This is a genomic window from Williamsia muralis (assembly GCF_051487485.1).
In the GTDB taxonomy this organism is placed as follows: Bacteria; Actinomycetota; Actinomycetes; order Mycobacteriales; family Mycobacteriaceae; genus Williamsia; species Williamsia muralis_B.
The window spans coordinates 501,029-518,720 of the sequence record NZ_JAHVCV010000002.1; the positions used below are offsets into that span (position 1 = coordinate 501,029).

The window sequence follows — 17,692 nt, forward strand, 5'->3', positions numbered from 1 at the left end:
TGGTGGAACCGTCGGAGTGGTTTGACCTTTTGAATGCTCGTTTCACCGCTCCGACGCAGGAAAAGTGGCAGGACAATCGGACTCGTCCGGTTGATCCGAAGCCGCGGAACCAAATCCTGGACACGTTGTGGTCGTACTACACCGGCGATCCGCCGCTTCCTTTGGTGGCGGCCGAGTACGAAGACATCTTCAAAGACGTCATGCGCAAGGCGCGCTGCAATTACGCACCGATGTGCGTCGCAGCGATGCTCGATCGCATGGAGTTGCAGGCGATCTCGACTCCACAGGACCGGGACACGAACGGCGACGACGTGGCTGCTCAGATCATGGAGGAGTCGGGTTTCACCGCGCAGTTCAACGACACCCTGAGCTACATGTTCGCGCTCGGTGAGGGTTTCGCGATGGTCGTGCCCGGCGTCGGCAAGGCGCTGCCCACGGTCCACGCGATCGACCCCCGCCGGTGTGTGGCCATCCCGGACCCGAACAATCCGGTGCGCGTGCTCGCGGCGCTGGTCCGCCAGTACGACCCGATCGCCGAAGTAGAGACCGCACACCTGTTCCTCCCCGGCGAGAAGTGGACGGTTCGGTTCGACGCCGACAGCAATATGTGGCGACCGAACATGGAGCCCGAGATCATCACGGGCATCGACGAACTCGGTGGCATCCCGGTGGTCCGGTTCGAGAACAAGCACGGTGCCGGCGAGTTCGAAGAGCACATCGACCTCCTTGACCGCATCAACGACGTCACGCTCAAGCGCATGGTGTTGATTGAGTACCAGAGCTTCCGCCAGCGCGCGGTGGTCGGCGACCTCGAGGGCGATGAGGATGACGACGAAGACGACGGCCCCACTGACGAGCCGGACTGGGCGGACATTTTCCGCGCTGACCCGGGCGCTCTCTGGCGGGTCCCGAAAGATGTGACGTTCTGGGAGTCGAATCAGGCTGATCTGACACCGATCCTGAATGCGAAGCGCGACGACGTCAAAGAGTTCGCCGCGGTGACTTCTACCCCGCTGCATCTGGTCACGCCGGATGCAGCGAATGGGTCTGCGCAGGGGGCTGGCCTGATGCGTGAGTCGGCGACGTCGAAGGTGCGTGATCGTCGTGCACGCGTGACTCCGGCCGCGAAGCTGTTGTGGCGCATTGCGTTGACGATGGCGGGCTACCCGGAGCGCAAACGAATCCAGTTGCACTGGGGACCGATTGAGTTCCGTACGTTGGCCGAGAAGGGCGCTGCCTCGTCGCAGGCTGTCGGCACGTTGTCGCTGGAGAAGCGGGCCATCACCATATGGGAGATGTCTCCGGAGGAAGCGGCTGACAATGCTCAGGAGCTCGCGGCGGACGCGATGATGTTGGGTGCGGCCCAGGCGACGCCAGTGCCGCAGGTGACACCACCAACGCCACCAGCCGCGACGGATGACCCAGCCAGCGCCGCCTGACTACGGTCAGGCTCTCATTGCAGCTGCGGCGTTGCAGGCAGCAGTAGCGGCACCGGGCCCGGTGGATCGTGTCGGTCAGCTGGTCAACACGATGGCGGCGTCGATCGACGTGATTCGCGACCGGGTGACTGGTCGAGTGCAGCAGCGATATCGGCAGGTCAACCCTTACCGGGGTGACGAGGTGCAGGCGTTCATCGCCGACGCTGCTCGTCAGATGCGGTCGGCGCAGACTGCGGTGGCCACGTCGGTGGCTGGCGCGCAACGGGCCGAGTTGCGGGCGATGGGATTGAGTGTCCCGTCGATTCGTCCGTCGAACCCGATTGATGTCCGCGGTCCAGCGGCCACGCTGCACGATGACGGCACCTTCGATGTGGTCCGGCCGGACGAGTTGACGATCACAGTTCCCGACGCCACGCCGCGCACCGACGACGCTGACCCCAGCGATGAGCCTCCCGACGTCGAGATCCATATTGCCGACGAGGACTACACCACCGAGGGCATCTTCAACCGGCCCGCACGCACCTACCGATATGAGCGGTCCATCGGCACCAGTGAGGTCGAGGCCGAGCAGAAGGCGCTCGATCGGATCGCCGGCCTGGTAGATGACAACCTGATGCTGGCCCAGCGTCTCGCCGAGCATGAATCGCTGGCGCAGGCAGCGGATCTGGACAACCGAGTCATCGGGTATCGCAGGGTCATTCACCCCGAGTTGGCTCGGGGCGGATCGTGCGGCATGTGCATCGCGGCCGCAGACCGTGTCTACAAGATCCGGGAGCTCAAGGCGATCCACAAGCGCTGTCACTGCACCATCACCGCGGTCACCGACGACTTCGACCCGGGCGACGAACTGAACAAGGCCGACCTGGAAGCGCTATATGGCGACGCCAAAGGTACCTCGAGATCTGCTTTGAAGCGCACCCGCTACCGGGTCGACGCACACGGCGAGCTCGGTGCCGTCCTGGTGCCACGTCGCCGCCAAAAGACTTCTGCCACTGGCAGTTGACCCGACATGGGTATCACCACATTCCTGACATGGGAGTCCTCTTGACCGACCTGCCTTTCCATCCGATCACCGGCCTCCAGGCCATCGGTTTCGCCGGATCCAAGCCAGTGTGGCCCGTCATGGGCGGCTCAACGCCTGAACCTCCTCCAGCGACACCCCCGGCCCCAACACCTCCCGCTGGCCCGCCTACGCCACCTCCGAACGCCGACAAGGGGTTTCCGGAGAACACGCCCATCGCGGACATGACCGTCGAACAGCAGTTGGCGTACTTCAAGCATCACGATCGCAAGAAGGCCGACACGCTCAGCAAGTTCGGTGGTTTCACACCGGAGCAGGTGAAGCAACAGGCCGAGGATCTTGAAAAACTCCGCCAGGCGCAGTTGACAGCTGACCAACGGGCCATCGAAGACGCGAAGACCGAAGCGGCAAACGCTGCCAAGTCCGAAGCGGCGGGCACGTGGGCGCCGAAGCTACTCAAGGCGGTGGCCAGCAGATTCGTTGAGGGCGATCAGCTCAAATCGTTTCTCGCGGTCACGGATGCGAAGGCGTTCATCAAGGACGGCGAATTCGACGACGAGGCAGTCGTCGGGCATCTCACCGGACTGTTCGGTACTGCCAACAACACCAGTGGCAATCAGCAGCAACGACAGTGGGGACAAGGCGGTGGCCGACCGCAGGCTCAATCGGGCCGCGATCAAGGACTGGCCGAGGCAAAGCGCCGCGGCTACATCAAAGACTGAGGAGTAACCAATGTCGACAGACATTTCAGTGCACTCCAGTGCGTACCAGGTGGAGAACCGGTCGTGGCTCATTGGAACCCACGGCGTCGATCTCACACCCAGTGTCACGCTGGACATCACGAAGTTCACCAAGGCGACCCACTACCCGAACGGCTATGTCCCCTCGGGGACGCGCCTGGGCAAGGTCACCGCGACGGGCCTGTATGGACCGTACGACAACGCCGCAACTGACGGCCGGGAAACCGCAGCAGGACTGCTGTTCTCGTCCGTTCGCGCAATTGACACCTCCACCGGAAACGCGCTCGCCAAGGTTGCCGGGGCGATCTTCGTCCACGGCCTCGTCGCAACCGCGAAACTGCCGGGCGCGGTGGATGCACCCAGCAAAGCCGACCTGCCGCTCATCGTGTGGCTCTGAGAGGACCTGAATCATGGCAATCGTTTTCGATGGTCCCGTCTCTCCAGACGCTCTGACCACACTCGCTCGAACCGTTCCCGTGCCGTCGAGCAATGCTCTCGAGCAGCTCTTCCCGACGCGAGACATCCTGTCCAACCGCATCGACTGGGCCGAGTTCGTCAAGACGAACCGCACCGCCCAGTACCGCAGCTTCGACGGCACTATCCATGTGTCGGCACGCGATGCGGGCAGCGGCAAGTACGTCGAGCTCGCCCCGTTCTCTGACTCGCTGAACAAGGGCGAGTACGAGCGCATCGCACAGGAGATGGCGCGCCTCGGCGGCACCAACCTGGCTGCGAAGGTGACGGCTGCGTACAACGACGCAGAACGCCTGGTCACCAACATGCACAACCGTGTGGAGTTGGCGTGGGGCGACGTGCTGACCGACGGCAAGCTGACCATCAACGAAGGTGGCCTGCAGAGCGAAGCCGACTATGGGGTCCCCGCCGGCCAGATCACCGGTGTGGCCGGTGCCCTGTGGACTGATCACGCAGCCTCTGTGCCGCTGACTGACCTGGAAGCTCAGCAACAGGTCCGCCTGAACAACGGCAACGGTCGCGCGGCACGCATGCTGATGTCGCGTGCAACACGCAGCCATCTCCGCCAGAACAAGCAGATCATCGACGCAGTGCACGGAGCTACTGCAGGACGCACCAGCGTGTCCGTGACCGAGCTCAACACCCTGCTCAACGACGAAGAGCTGCCCATCATCGAGACCTACGACGCCATGCTCGACGTGGACGGCGTAACGACCCGGGTCATCGCAGCCGACAAGGCCATTCTGTTGCCGGAGAACATCGGCGACCTCGGCTTCATGGCCTACGGAATCTCGGCCACGGCACTCGAGTTGGTCAACTCCAACCTCGCTGAGCTGTCTTTCCAGGACAGCCCAGGCATCGTGGGTGTCGTCGAAAAGGTCGGTCCCCCGTACCGCGAGTTCACCTTCGTGGACGCGGTCGGTATGCCGATCCTGTCGAACGCTGGACTGCTGTCGGTGCTGGATGTGGCGTGATGGCGAAGCTGACCACCTACGTCTCACTGTTTGACGACGTAGGCACTCTGCACACGTTCGGCCCGAGCATTGAGGTGCCGGGCTGGGCGCGTGCGCGCATCACCAATCCGAGCGTGTGGGACTCGCAGCCGGAGCCTGTCGAACCCGTGCAGGTAGCTCCGCCCGCGTCTCCCACTGTTCCCGTCACCCCGGTGATTCCCCCACAAGGGGATGACATTCCACCGCAAAACGGTCCTGGCGCAACACGTCAGGTCTGGGCTGACTACGCCGAGAAGCATGGCGTGAAGATCCAGGCGGACTGGAAGCGTGAGGCGATCATCGACGCCGTCGAGGCGGCTGGAGTGCCGGTCGAATGACGATGCCCTTCCTGGGGCAGTTCGCTGACTTCGAGGACGTGAAGAAACGTTACCGGGGTCAGAGTCCAATGCCGGACAGCGATCGGGAGTGGGTCGAGGAGAAGATCATCGATGTCGAGGCGATCCTCCTCGGCCTACTCCCCTCGCTGAACGGCACTACCGATCCCGGCCGTCGTGCGCGAGCCAAGTCGCTGGTTTGCGAGAAGGTGCTTGACCTTCGGCGCGGTGCACGCGGTCTGGCTTCCCGCACCGCGGAAGGCTTCGGTGAGACGTATGTGCCTGGATCGGTGAAGACGTCGATCTCATTCAGCGAAGCTGAATTGAAGCCGTTGCGGCTCAGACGGAAACGGCGGTACGGGATGATTCCCGTTGATCCTTGGCGGCCCGGCGGTGTTTGACGGCGGATACACCATCGAGGTGTGGCGCGGCGGAGCCAATCAGGACGGCGACCGCGCTCGCACCCTCGCTGGCGAATACCCCAACGTCGGCATCAACTGGGGGTCCTCGAGCGAAGTGAACGCAGAGTCGGGGCCCGAGCGATCCGAACGCGTGGTCACGACAGCGAAAGCCGTGTTCGACGTCGAACCGGACATCAAGTCAACCGATCGCATTGTGGTGCAGGGCATTACCGGCAACTTCGAAGTCAATGGCCGAGTACTTCCCACCCGATCACCGTTCGACGATTGGGACCCCGGGGCGATCGTGAATCTCCGGGAGGTTGTCTGATGTCGAGGTACAACTACAGGCCGAATCTCGTCAGCATGGGACGACTACTCGTCGGCCCTGAGTTGCGCCGAGTGATGCACTCCAAGGCTCAGGTCGGCGTGATGCTCTACCAGGCTCAAGTCAAACGCGACACCGGTCGCAACGCACGAGAAGTCCGCGGCTACACCGAGATCATCGGCATCCCCGCAGGTGGAGGTGTGTCGCGCCGGTGGTGCGGCGTCATCGAAGCCTACGGACCGTATGCGGCCTACCGCGAGTTTGGAACCAGACAGCACGCCGCCGAGCACACGCTTGAGAAGGTTGCCCGCCAGATCGGCCGGGCCGGCTGATGGCGGACTATCCCGACGCCGAGCAGGTCGCACAGAACCTGTTCACCACTTTGGGCTACGCCTGCAAGTGGCTGCCCGATCCGGACCAGTTCGACTCGAAACTCCCCATTATCGCGGTCGCCCGGGTGGGCGGCACTGACGACGGAGTGACAGACCGGGCCGAACTCCAGATCGACACCTGGGCCAAAGACCGGCCTGGCGCATGGGCGCTCGCATCACAGGTGCGGGAACGCATCAACGCCCTGGTCTATGGCGGCGACGTTGACGGCGTGTGGATTGACCACGCAGAAGTGCTCGTCGCCGGCCAGCTGATTCCAACAGAGATGCCCGACGATCGCCGGGTCACTCAACGGGTGCGCATCGATATGCGCCGACCTCTCTGACGGGCCACGACGGCTCATAAATCTCCGCCAACCCCTTGGGTGTGGCGGTGCTCCATCACACCCAAATCACTTGAAGGAGTGAGACATAATGGCCGACCTTGACGTCCTCGCGAAGGACAACGCCAACAACATCAAGAAGTTCACCCGCGCGGTAATCTTCTTCGCCCCCATCGACGCAGAGGTACCCGAATCGTTGACCGAAGCGGTCGCTGGCGTGCCGGTGCTGACGACCTTGCCGGACGGCTACGAGAGTGGCGGTCTGATCAAGAAGGATGGCGGATTCGAGTTCAACTCCGACCGCGAGATCTCCGACACCGAATCGCTGGGCTACTCCTCGCCGACGCGGCGTGACGTGCAGTCCGAGGACGTCTCGGTCGCGTACTCGCTGCAGGAGTTCAAGCGCATCGCGTTCGAGAAGTACCTCGGTGTGGACCTGTCGACGGTGACCCCGAACGCCACCACCGGTGAGGTGTCGTTCGCGCGTCCCATCACCCCCGAGCTCATCGAGTTCCGGGCACTCATCATCGCCCGCGACCGGTCCGGGCCGCGCGCCACGTACTTCGGCCGCTTCTACCCGAAAGCCTCGATCACTGAGGTTGATTCGCAGTCGTTCTCCCCCGAAGACGAGTACGCGTTCCCGCTGACCATGGGCGGCCAGCCCGACCCCGTGCTCGGCTACTCCGAGAAGTTCTTCATCGGCGGCCCGGCCTTCTTGGCTCAGGGCTCGGCCGGCCACGGCTTCGGCACCGTCACGCCCTAGTCACTGATTGTTGCTGCGCGGCGGATGTTCCTCCGAGCCCGCCGCGCAGCAACTTTCATCCGCATCGGAGGCGCGAAGGAGATGTCCATGAGGACCATTCTGAAGAACAAGAAGGGCGACGTGTGGGTCGCCGAGTCACCGGCCGACCTCGTCCGCGCGCAGTCCGCCGGATACGTCGAGACCGACGAGGGTTCGTCTGACAGCAAGGTCGAGTCGGATCCGAGGGCCACACAGCAGAAGGTGACTGAACCACCGACCCTGCCCTCACCCACGGCCGGCGCTACCGCAGCGCCGTCGCCGTCACTCACCAAATCCAAGTAACCGCACGACCATCGGAGGCACGGAATGGCTAAGAAACTGCAAGGCTGGGACCAGCGTGTACGTGAAGCGCAGCGCGAGCCCATCGAGTTCGACCTGGCTGACGGCACCACGATCACCGTCAAGAAGATCACCGGCGGGCAGTGGCGCAAGATCAAGCGCATCCAGCGCGGCGTGGAACCGGACGTCGAGGACGAGGACGAGGCCGCTGTCGAGGTGCTCTTCGGCAAGGAGAAGGCCGCCAAGATCCTCGCCGACTACGAAGACGCTCCCCTCGGCGTCCTCGGTGACCTGACCGGCGAGATCATCGAGCACTTCGCCGATAAGAAGAAGAAATCCTCGGACGACGATGAGGATGACGACGAGGGAAAAGATCAGCCGGAGAACTGATTTGGCTAATGGCCGAGCGGGTCGAACTGATCGACCGCTTCGGTGACCAAATCGAGTACGACCTGCACAAACACCTCGGCGTAGACCTCCTGGATTTCTTCCGGGGGGTCTTGCCGTGGGAGAAGCTGGATCGCCTGTTGCCACAGCTGCCTTGGCAGTCCCAGTTCAAAAAGGCAATGGAGAACGACCCGGAGCAGGCCCGAAAGTACGCGGAGCAATTCACCGACCTGGAGCAGTTCGATAGCCAGGAAGCGTCAACGGCTGGACCGTCCATCTTCGACTGGGACGAATGGCGCGAATTGTCTGCGGACATCTCGGACAAAATCTCCGAACAGATTGTGGCAGCGCTGCTTCCACACATTCCCAAGGGCAAGTCCAGGCCCAAGGTCAAACCAGTGCGACGCCCCAAGACCGCCCGGCAGAAAGCCGTGGCGGCTCGTAAGCGCGCGCTGGAACAGATCGAGCAATCCGAAATCGAAGCCGCGTTCCTTGGGCGGTAGGTGAGAGGGGGATCCGATGGCCACATACACAGCAGGATCTGCCCGGGTCCCCCTCGTACCTGACCTCCGCGACTTCCACCGGACCGCGAACCGAAAGATCGAGGCGCGGCGCCTGCGCGCAAAGGTCGAACTGATCCCGGACGTTCAGCGCCTCCAGTCGCGGCTCAACGGCAGCTCGGTCTCCATCAAGACGCAACTCAAGATCGACATCGCGCAGTTCAAGCAGGACGTCAAAGCCCTTTCGCCCGTTCAGGTGAAGCTTGAGGCCGACCTTGCGCGACTACAGGCGCGGCTGCAGTCCAGTCACGTTCGCATGCGTGTTCAGCTCGAAATCGACCGGGCCCACCTGCGCGCACAGATCGAGTCACTGCCCGTCTACACCGTCCGCGCGATCGTGCGCCTCGACGACACTGCAGCACGCGGGCGCCTCGAGACACTCGCCCGCGACCGGACTGTCGACGTCAACGTAAACACCCGCGGCAGCAAAGCCTTGTCTGCGATCGCCGGCGGCGCCGGGAGTCTCGCGACATCGATGCTCAGCGCCACTGCGTCGGTCGGCAAGTTCCTCGGAATCGCCGGCAGCCTTGTCGTGGTCGCCGGTTCAGCCGTACCGGTCATTGGCGCGCTGGCCGCGAGTGTCGCCGCAGTTGGTGGCGCCGCAGCAGGTGCCGGTGTCGCCGGCTTGTCCGCGATGATCGCAGTCGTTGGCACCCTCAAGGTCGCCACCAGCGGTGTCGCGGACGCGTTCACGAACGCATTCGATCCAGAGAAGGCCGAGGAGTTCTACAAGGCCCTCGCCAAACTCTCTCCGCAGGCACAAGATTTCGTGCTCTCCATCCGCGGCGTCGTTGGCGCCTGGAAAGAGATGGGCGCGCAGACCGCAGTCCAGGACGCACTCTTCGCAGGGCTCGGCGCCAAGATCACGCACCTCGGCGACATCGCCCTGCCTGCCGTCCGCGACTCAATGCTCACTGTCGCAGACGGATTCAACGAGGGCGCAGCCTCAGCGCTGAACTTCCTCACCAGCGTTCAAGGCGCCGGAATGCTCGAGCAGTGGCTGACCGCCTCGGCGAACATGGGCGCCAACCTGGGTTCGGCGATCGGTAACCTTGTCCCCGGCCTGCTCGCAGTCGGCACTACCGCCTCCGAAGTGTTCTCCCCGATGACCGACGGCATGGCCGGTGCCGCTCGCGGCATGTCCGACTGGCTGATCAAGGCTCGCGAATCGGGTGAGCTCGCCGAGACCATACGCGGCGCCGTTGACACCGCGAAACAATTCGGTGCAGTACTCGCCGACATCGGCGGCATCATCTCCGGCGTCTTCTCTGCCGCGCAGGCCGGATCGGGTTCAGTGCTCGGCTCACTCGGCAACACCATCTCTCTGGTCAACGACTGGGTCAACTCGTTCACCGGCCAAGAAGCCCTGACTTCGTTCTTCCAATCCGTTACCGCCGCGGTGTCCGCTGTTCTGCCTGTGTTCCTAGACCTCGCAGGCATCATCGGCGGGCAAGTCGCCCCGGTCATTGCTGACATCGCGGTCGCCCTCGGGCCGGTGTTGATCGAAATAGTCCGCGGCATTGGCTACGCTTTCGCCGCGTTCGCCCCAGCTATCCCGCCGCTCGTCTCTGTGATCGGCATGCTCGGCACCACCATCGCGAACCTCATGCCGGTCGTTGGTCCGGTGCTCGGGAAGATCGTCACCCTGTTCGCCAGCCTGCTCGCAGCCGTGCTGCCGATACTAGAACCGCTGATCACTCTTGCGGCTGGCATCCTCACGCCGCTCGCAGACGCGCTCACACTCGTGGTCGATGCGCTCGCACCGGTAATCGGCGCTCTTGTGGGTGCACTGATGCCGGTCATTCAAGCTCTGATGCCCGTGTTCGCGGATCTGGTGAACATCTTCGCGACATTCCTGGTTGACGCGATCAATCAGCTCCTGCCGGTCCTGCAGCCGATGCTCATGGCGTTCGGGCAGTTGGTGGTCGCGTTACTGCCGCTGATCCCGCCGCTGTTGCAGGTGGCCATTCAGCTGTTCCCCACACTGGTCACGATCATCGCTGCGGTTCTACCGATCGTCACCGAGTTGATCACGAATTTCACCAAGCTCGTGAACTTCCTTGTGCCGATACTGATTCCGGTCATCGAGCGGGTCTCTTCGGTAGTGACCACGGTGTTCAACGCCGTCGCCTCTGTGATCTCCGGCGTCATCAACAACACGATCGTCCCCGCGCTGCGGTGGTTCGGCGACCGCATCGACAACGTTGTGTCGATCGCCCGGCAAGCCCCAGAGTGGATCCAGGAAAAGTGGAACAGCCTGGTCGACTTCTTCACCGGGCTCCCGGGCCGCATTGGCTCGGCCGTGTCAGGCATGTGGGACGGAATCAAGAACGCCTTCAAGGACATGCTCAACACGATCATCGATTGGTGGAACGGCCTGAGTTTGGGCTGGGACAAGATCGAGGTCAAGTTCGGTCCCGACATTCCCGCGTTCCATCTCGACATGCCGGACATCCCGCGACTGCGGACCGGTGGCCCGCTCGCCGGCGGGACGTCGCCGAACAAGGATGACATCCCGCTCCTGGGCGCCAAGGGCGAGTTCATGATGCAGGCCGCCGCGGTCGACAAGTACGGCCTGTCGTTCATGGAGCTGATCAACGCCGGCAAGTTCGGTGGCGCGTTTGCTACCGGCGGTTCAATCGGTGGCGCCACCGCCGCGACTCCCCTCGCGGCCGCCGGCCTTATCGACACTTCACTGCTGGTATCGGTGTTGCAGCAGATCGCCGTGAACACTGGCGCTACTGCCGCCGCTGTGCCCGCAGCCGTAGGAGCAGCGGGTGGTGCGGCTGGCGCTGCAACTGGTGGGGACCCGGCGGCCGATCCCATCGCGGCCACGGCTGGCATGGTCACACCTTTGGTCGACACGGCCCTGCCCGCGTTCGCTACGTTCGCGCAGGGACTGGCCGATACCAAGGCCACGCTGATTGACCCGGTGTTCGCGGGGATCGAGACCGCCACAACGGGTCTCGGGACCGCGTTCACCACCCAGCTCGGTGTCATTGCGACACCAGCTTGGTCGCTGTTCGGAACCAATCTGTCATTGACCAACGCGGGCATCATTCAGCCCACGTTCGGCGCTGTGCAGGCATCACTCGGGGCGACCGGGCTGGCCTTCGTCAACACCGTGAACGGCACCATCAACCCGCAGTGGCTGGCCGCCGGTAACCACATCCGCGCGGTACAGACCGGGCCGGTGGAGACCGCGTTCCGCGAGACCCGCGACTCGCTGATGTATACCGCAAACACTTTCGGGCCCGCCACCGGCATGATCGCCACCCAGTGGTCCGGCGTGAAGGAAGGCACTGCAGCACCGGTCCGGTACACGATCGGGACCGTCTTCAACGACGGCCTTGTCGGCATGTGGAACTCGGTCACTGATCTGATCGGCACCAGCAAGATGGCTGCGTACCCGATCCGGTTCGCCACTGGTGGTGTGGTTCCCGGCGGCGGTGCACCTCGAGCCGACGATGTGCCTGCCCTGCTGTCCTCGAAAGAGTTCGTCGCGCCCGTCGACATGATCTCCGACATCGGCGGCGGATCGTGGTCACGCGGCGCGGGAATGCTCGAGTCCGCACGCCGTCGCTCACTCGGCCCCAAGTCCACCAGAGGCATGGGCGCCGAGGGACTGTTCAGCGCGTACGCCGACGGTGGTGTCGCACAAGGCACACCAGCATGGAATGCACTCAAGCGCGGACACGACTTCGCCCGCCACTGGAACGGGTCCCCGTACGTGTGGGGTGGCAGCTTTGGACCCAACGGCGGCACGGACTGCTCGGGATACATGTCGTCGATTGCCGACGTCATCCTCGGCGGTAACGGTCTCATGCGCCAATGGGCAACTGGATCGTTCCCCGGCGGCGGTGGTTCCCAGGGCGCGAGCGGACCGCAGGGCTTCGTCCAGGGTCTCGGTGCTGGCTTCTCGATCGGCGTGTCCACTGAGCACACCGCAGGCACTCTCGGCGGCGTCCCCGGCCTGCCCACAGTGAACGTGGAGTCCGGCGGCTCACACGGCAACGTCGCGTACGGCGGCCCCGCAGTCGGCGCCGACTCGGGACAGTTCCCGTCGCGATACCACCTTGCGATCGTGGACGGCAGCTTCGTGTCAGCCGGCGGTGGCGGCGGAACATTCGACCCGTCAGCGATGGCCGCCGAGATGCAGAAACCGTTCATCGACAAGGTCAATGCGTCCCTCGCGGCGTACAAGCAGCCCGGCATCGTCGGCGAACTCCCGCCCAAGACGTGGGACAAGATGAAGGGCGCCGCGGACTCGAAGATCAACGCGAAGATCCAAGAGATGCTCGCGTCCGGCGGCATGGGGCCGCTCGGCTCGGGCTCGGAGTTCTACGCCAAAGAGATCATCGCCGCGGCCAAGCTCCGCAACCTCGGCCCTGACGGTGCCGCGATCGGTGTTGCCACCGCGATCGTGGAGTCCGGCCTCAAGATGTACGCCAACGCTGGTGTGCCGGAATCGTTGTCCTTCCCCCACGACGCGGTCGGCTCCGACCACGACTCGGTCGGCCTGTTCCAACAGCGGCAGGCTGGGTGGGGAACGCTGCAGCAGCGCATGAATCCACGCGCCTCGGCGGGCCTGTTCTTCGACCGCCTCATGTCGTTCGACTGGCGGTCAATGGACCCCGGCGCTGCGGCACAGAAGGTGCAGGTGTCGGCATTCCCGGACCGCTACGGGCAGGCAATGCCGCAGGCTCGCGGCTTGGTGACTCAACTCGGCTACGACGGCGGCGGCTGGCTCGACCCCGGTATCTCCACGGTCTTCAACGGGTTCCGCAAGCCAGAAGCGATCCTCTCGCCGGCCGAGTCGGAGGCGTTCTTGGGTATTGCGAACCAGTTCCTCGACGATGCGCGGTCCGGCTCAAGCTACACCGGACAGCACGTCGAGAACCAGTGGGTGGTTGATCCGGACGAGATCACCGCAAAGACGAGCCGTGCTGTGCGGCAGGCAATTCGGCAGGATGTGACGCTCGGTGTCTGAGACTGATATGCAGCTGTACTGGCATGCACCCGACGGCACTCGGTGGGACTGGCTGGACGGCTCGATGGGCGTGAACCTCGGTGAGGGTCTCGAGGGTGTGGTGTTTCCCGACTTCGAGCAACTGTCGTCGGTCACCCCGTACGGGCGTCGGTACAACGGCACCCGCTGGAAGCCCGCCACCGTGCAAGCGACCCTCCAGGTCTGCGACATCGCAGTGAACCAGGAAGCGCGCGCCGCCGGCGGGTACTACCGTCGCGGACCGTTGTGGCGCGCACTCGATCGCCGAGTTCGCCAGTCCCTCTCGGCCACCGAGCCCGGCAAGTTCGAATGCGTCGTGGACGGTCAGAGCCGGTTCCTGTCATGCCGCTTGGAGGACATCGGGTGCAAATGGACAAAGGTCCCGGATCTGCGCGGCATAGTCAGCTACGACATCACCCTGGTGGATGACGAGCCGTTCTGGAAGGGCGAGACCGTCTCGTACGACTTCCCCTACCAGGAGTCCTCGTCGCAGGACTACTACGGCGGCGCCGGCCCTCCGCTCTACATCTCGACGGGCAACGCCTCGGGACTCGGGGAAGTCGACAACTCCAGTGACGTCGCAGTGTGGCCGACGTGGGAGATCACCGGCCCAGTCCAGGCGACAGTCGGGTTCGGCGAAGCGGTCACCGCTGTCACGTTCATCGGCTCGGGCGAGACGCTCACAATGGTCACCGACCCGAACCGACGAGATGTGTTCGACGAGAACGGCAACCGGGCGTGGGACAAACTCGAGGCCCGCCGGTTCGAACCGATCCCCGCAGGCAAAGCACCGCTGGTGGTTGAGACATCCTCTGGCGGTGTCGGCTCGAACGTCCGAGTGTCGTACCAGCCGGCGTATCTGGGTCTGTACTGATGGACCTGCCGATCTTCGCGGTCCGCGACCGCGACAACCGGATGCTCGGCGAGATCCCGTACGGATCGCTCGATGCGACGTGGCGCCGCGACGACGTGGGCACCGGCGGGGTGCGAATCCCCGAAGTGCATCCCCTGTTCCCGCAGCTTGCGGCGATCACTGATCAGGTGGTGCTGGCACGTATCGAACATCGCCTGCTGTGGACCGGTCGCGTCAGTGTCACTGAGCTGGCCATCGACCCAAACAAACGTCAGCGCTCCATCGAACTGACACTCGTCGACGACATGATCTGGCTCAAGGCCTTACTCGGCCGCCAGAACGCACTGGGCGACTTGGCGAATCAGGCGGCCGCCGAGTTCGACGAGCGGACCGGTCCCGCCGAGACGGTAGTCAAGGCGGTGTTTGCCGACGTGATCCAGCGCCTCGGGCTGCCAATGGTTATCGCTCCACCGCCAGATCCTGACCCCTCCCCGATCGTGACGTTGAAGTCGCGAATGACGACCCTGTTCGAACTATTCGCACCGGCGATGGACGCGGCGTCGATGGGCTGGTCCATCCACACCCATCAGACCGGTGACGAGTTGCCACCAACACTCGCCGACTCTGGCGTCACCGCCGGAACCATCGTCGTCGACTGCCTGCCGGCCCGCGCGAACCCGTGGCTCACCTGGGACGAAGCCGAACTGGGCAAGGGCTCAATGACGTTCACCGCACCCACCGGCACCGCAGTCACCATCGGCGGATCCGGTGAAGGTGTCGAGAAGGTCTACAGCGAGATCCGCGACGACGAGCTCGCTGCGTCGCTGGGTCCGTACGGGCTGCCCGAGGTGTACGTCGATGACGGCCAGGACGGCGGCAAAGGTCCCGAGAAGCTCGCCGCAGTGAGCGGCGGCGTATCGGTGAACTTCGATGTCGAAGACGGCCAGCCGTGGATAGCGGGCCGCGACTACCGGGTCGGCGACTTCGGATCCGGGCTGATTGCTGGCGTCCCTTGGCGCGCGCAGATCGGCGAAATCGCACTGTCGGCCGACGTCACCTCCGGGGTGGCCTACGCGCCGAAGCTTGGTCAACCCTCACCACCACCCGAAGTGCTTGTTGCCCAGGCTGTCCGGCGCCTCGCCGCCGACGTACTGGCAGAACGGAGACACCGATAGTGGCTATCACCACGGCAGGCTTTCAGGGCGCCGTCACCGAGAACCAGGAAGCGAATCGTTTCTCGCGCATCGCTCCCCCGTTCCTCGTTGCTGGCCCGACATCGATGGCAGTCACCAGTACGTCGGGGACGCGGGCTGTCTCGGTGTCCACGGGCACCGCGCAGGTGTGTGGTGTCACCGTCACCTCTGACGCGGCAACCGCATTGACGTTCGCCTCCAACTCATCGTCGGCTCGACTCGATGTGGTCGTCCTCCGAATCACGTGGTCCGGCGCCACCTCGTCAGCGGAGATCGCGGTGAAGCAGGGCGCTGCGGGGTCGTCCACTCCGCCAGCGCTGACTCGGTCGGTTGGCGTGCTGTACGAAGCGCCACTCGCTGTGGTCCGTGTGGGCACGTCAGTCACGACCATCACCAACGCCAACATCTTCGGCGTCGCCACCTACGCGGGCGTCGGCGGCCGACTCCGTATTGCGCAAGAGTCCTACTGCACCATCGCCGACGCGGCCACCGGCGCGGAGATGGTCATCGAAGGTTCCTCCCGGGTGTACCGCCGCAACAGCGACGGTTCGTGGACGTTGATCACCGACGTCCTGTCGACGTGGCGGTTCTTCGACCCGATCCTGCGATACAAGGGCGCCGGCTCGTCTCAGCCGGGAACCGCGTTCCTCGGCACCGGTGGTGTCCGCCGGGGCCGGTACAAGATCGTCGACCAGATGCTCCTCGGCGAGATCGAGGTGCGCACCGGTGGCGCTGGCTGGAACTTCGGCCAGGGTGATCTGACGCTTGACCTTCCGCCCGGGTATCCGCCCGACACGTACTTCGCCGACCGTTGGCAGGAGGGGCATCTCTACACCACCCGCCAAGCCTTGATGGACTGGCCGGTGCAGATGCTCGTCAAAGGCGGCGAGACGAACGGCCTGCTGTATGCGCCGACCTCAGGTGCTGACTGTCGGATGAAGCCCATGCGCTCCACTGACGCCAGCGGCAACGTCGGCAACGGTATTCCGTACATCGCCGACAACCACTCCGAGCCCATGGTCATCGTCGTCAACCTTTGCTACTCGATCGGCTGACCGATGGCGATCACGTTTGCCGGCACCGACGGAACCGTCACTCAGTCCACAGGTGCCCAGCGTTGGGCTGCCGCAGGAGTTCCCTTTCTTGTCGACGGCCCAGCGGATCTGAAGGTGACGGCCACCAGCGGACAACAGCGGACCGTCGCAGTGGCTCCGGGCAAGGCGCTGGTGTGCGGTGTGCTCGTCACATCCACATCACCGCAATACCTACAGCTCGCTGCGAACACGGGGAACTCTCGCCGCCTCGACATCGTCGTCCTGCGGATCACCTGGGCCAGCGGTTCCAACGCATCGACCGCAGCATTCGATGTGGTCCAGGGCGCCGTGGGTGGGCCCAGCCCAACTCTCACCCGCAATCCCGGCGTCACGTACGAGGCGCCGCTCGCTGAGATCTCAGTCGCGCCGAACACCGGCCAGTTCACGTCAGCCGCGGTTTGGCCGATCGCACCCTTTGGCGGCCGGGCCGGGCCGCTGCATGTGCTGCAGGGCAATTCGTGGTCCAAGGTCGATGCGCCTGCAGGGACCGAGCTGATCACCGACCACAACAGCTACCGGTACCGCAAGGACAGCACCGGCACGTGGGTGCTTACCGAGGCCACGAACCAGCCGTGGTCGACGTGGGTCCCCACCTTGCGCGCGGCCACCGACGGCGTCATCACCCTCGGCACCGGCGGCCTAATGGCCGGCCGATACAAGATCGTCAAGTCGATGGTCCTCGCCGAACTCGAGGTACGCCGCGGCACAGCCGGATCCGACTTCCATCGCGGCAACATCACCGTCGACCTACCTGTAGCTGCAGGCTCGTACTTCACCGACCGCTGGTGTCCCGCGCATCTCTACACGCACCAAGAGTCGTTCATGGATTGGCGCTCGCAGATCATCATCAAGTCCGGCGCGACCAACGGCCTGGTGATGGTTCCGACTTCCGGCGCCGATTGCCGGATGGTGCCGTGGCGTTCGGCTGATGCGTCGGGCAACTCCGGCACCGGTCGTCCCGCGATCGCCACCGGTTGGAGCGAAGCCGCGACGTTCACTGCGGTCCTGCGCTACTCGACCGACTAATCACCGCGCGACTGAAGCGCGAACACGTCTGAACATCAAGGGAGTTCCCGC

Annotated in this window: 19 protein-coding genes; all 19 read left to right on the top strand. The window is 64.2% G+C overall.

The annotated features are described in order from the left end of the window. The first annotated feature begins 2 nt into the window (after positions 1 to 2). Positions 3 to 1,439, top strand: coding sequence for a phage portal protein (locus tag KXR83_RS05760; RefSeq protein ID WP_437423979.1), 1,437 nt, complete (start codon positions 3 to 5; stop codon positions 1,437 to 1,439). Continuing rightward, on the top strand, positions 1,417 to 2,442 hold the full coding sequence (locus tag KXR83_RS05765; RefSeq protein WP_437423980.1) for a hypothetical protein: 1,026 nt from the start codon (positions 1,417 to 1,419) through the stop codon (positions 2,440 to 2,442). Before KXR83_RS05760 ends, KXR83_RS05765 begins: the two co-directional genes overlap by 23 nt. 29 nt (positions 2,443 to 2,471) lie before the next feature. Beyond that, complete coding sequence (locus tag KXR83_RS05770; RefSeq protein WP_437423981.1) at positions 2,472 to 3,182, top strand: hypothetical protein; 711 nt, start codon at positions 2,472 to 2,474, stop codon at positions 3,180 to 3,182. A 10-nt stretch (positions 3,183 to 3,192) separates the two neighbouring features. After that, positions 3,193 to 3,597: a head decoration protein gene (locus KXR83_RS05775; protein ID WP_437423982.1), complete on the top strand. Its 405-nt coding sequence runs from the start codon at positions 3,193 to 3,195 to the stop codon at positions 3,595 to 3,597. 13 nt (positions 3,598 to 3,610) lie between these two features. Next, positions 3,611 to 4,648: a major capsid protein gene (locus tag KXR83_RS05780; RefSeq protein ID WP_437423983.1), complete on the top strand. Its 1,038-nt coding sequence runs from the start codon at positions 3,611 to 3,613 to the stop codon at positions 4,646 to 4,648. After that, the gene (locus KXR83_RS05785; RefSeq protein WP_437423984.1) at positions 4,648 to 5,004 is read left to right on the top strand and encodes a hypothetical protein; all 357 of its coding nucleotides are present in this window, start codon (positions 4,648 to 4,650) and stop codon (positions 5,002 to 5,004) included. The genes KXR83_RS05780 and KXR83_RS05785 overlap by 1 nt, the downstream gene beginning before the upstream one ends. Next, positions 5,001 to 5,402, top strand: a complete 402-nt coding sequence (locus KXR83_RS05790; RefSeq protein WP_437423985.1) for a hypothetical protein — start codon at positions 5,001 to 5,003, stop codon at positions 5,400 to 5,402. Before KXR83_RS05785 ends, KXR83_RS05790 begins: the two co-directional genes overlap by 4 nt. Continuing rightward, entirely contained in the window at positions 5,395 to 5,730 is a 336-nt protein-coding gene (locus KXR83_RS05795; protein ID WP_437423986.1) for a hypothetical protein, read from the top strand. The genes KXR83_RS05790 and KXR83_RS05795 overlap by 8 nt, the downstream gene beginning before the upstream one ends. Then, a complete protein-coding gene (locus tag KXR83_RS05800; protein ID WP_437423987.1) occupies positions 5,730 to 6,059 on the top strand; it encodes a hypothetical protein in 330 nt (109 codons plus the stop codon). The genes KXR83_RS05795 and KXR83_RS05800 overlap by 1 nt, the downstream gene beginning before the upstream one ends. Next, positions 6,059 to 6,442: a phage tail termination protein gene (locus KXR83_RS05805; RefSeq protein WP_437423988.1), complete on the top strand. Its 384-nt coding sequence runs from the start codon at positions 6,059 to 6,061 to the stop codon at positions 6,440 to 6,442. The genes KXR83_RS05800 and KXR83_RS05805 overlap by 1 nt, the downstream gene beginning before the upstream one ends. A gap of 88 nt (positions 6,443 to 6,530) precedes the next feature. Then, positions 6,531 to 7,202 carry a hypothetical protein gene (locus KXR83_RS05810; RefSeq protein WP_437423989.1) on the top strand — a complete coding sequence of 224 codons (672 nt, stop codon included), beginning with the start codon at positions 6,531 to 6,533 and terminating at the stop codon, positions 7,200 to 7,202. Positions 7,203 to 7,289: 87 nt separating this feature from the next. Further along, positions 7,290 to 7,523 (top strand): hypothetical protein, encoded by a 234-nt coding sequence (locus KXR83_RS05815; RefSeq protein ID WP_437423990.1) that lies wholly within the window; start codon positions 7,290 to 7,292, stop codon positions 7,521 to 7,523. Between the two features lie 24 nt (positions 7,524 to 7,547). Then, positions 7,548 to 7,910 carry a hypothetical protein gene (locus KXR83_RS05820; RefSeq protein WP_437423991.1) on the top strand — a complete coding sequence of 121 codons (363 nt, stop codon included), beginning with the start codon at positions 7,548 to 7,550 and terminating at the stop codon, positions 7,908 to 7,910. An 8-nt stretch (positions 7,911 to 7,918) separates the two neighbouring features. Further along, complete coding sequence (locus KXR83_RS05825; RefSeq protein ID WP_437423992.1) at positions 7,919 to 8,410, top strand: hypothetical protein; 492 nt, start codon at positions 7,919 to 7,921, stop codon at positions 8,408 to 8,410. A 16-nt stretch (positions 8,411 to 8,426) separates the two neighbouring features. Further along, a complete protein-coding gene (locus KXR83_RS05830) occupies positions 8,427 to 13,457 on the top strand; it encodes a hypothetical protein (protein ID WP_437423993.1) in 5,031 nt (1,676 codons plus the stop codon). Continuing rightward, complete coding sequence (locus KXR83_RS05835; RefSeq protein ID WP_437423994.1) at positions 13,450 to 14,349, top strand: hypothetical protein; 900 nt, start codon at positions 13,450 to 13,452, stop codon at positions 14,347 to 14,349. Before KXR83_RS05830 ends, KXR83_RS05835 begins: the two co-directional genes overlap by 8 nt. After that, a complete protein-coding gene (locus tag KXR83_RS05840) occupies positions 14,349 to 15,503 on the top strand; it encodes a hypothetical protein (RefSeq protein WP_437423995.1) in 1,155 nt (384 codons plus the stop codon). Before KXR83_RS05835 ends, KXR83_RS05840 begins: the two co-directional genes overlap by 1 nt. Further along, entirely contained in the window at positions 15,503 to 16,576 is a 1,074-nt protein-coding gene (locus tag KXR83_RS05845) for a hypothetical protein (protein ID WP_437423996.1), read from the top strand. Before KXR83_RS05840 ends, KXR83_RS05845 begins: the two co-directional genes overlap by 1 nt. Before the next feature lie 3 nt (positions 16,577 to 16,579). Beyond that, a complete protein-coding gene (locus KXR83_RS05850) occupies positions 16,580 to 17,641 on the top strand; it encodes a hypothetical protein (protein WP_437423997.1) in 1,062 nt (353 codons plus the stop codon). Positions 17,642 to 17,692: the final 51 nt, after the last annotated feature.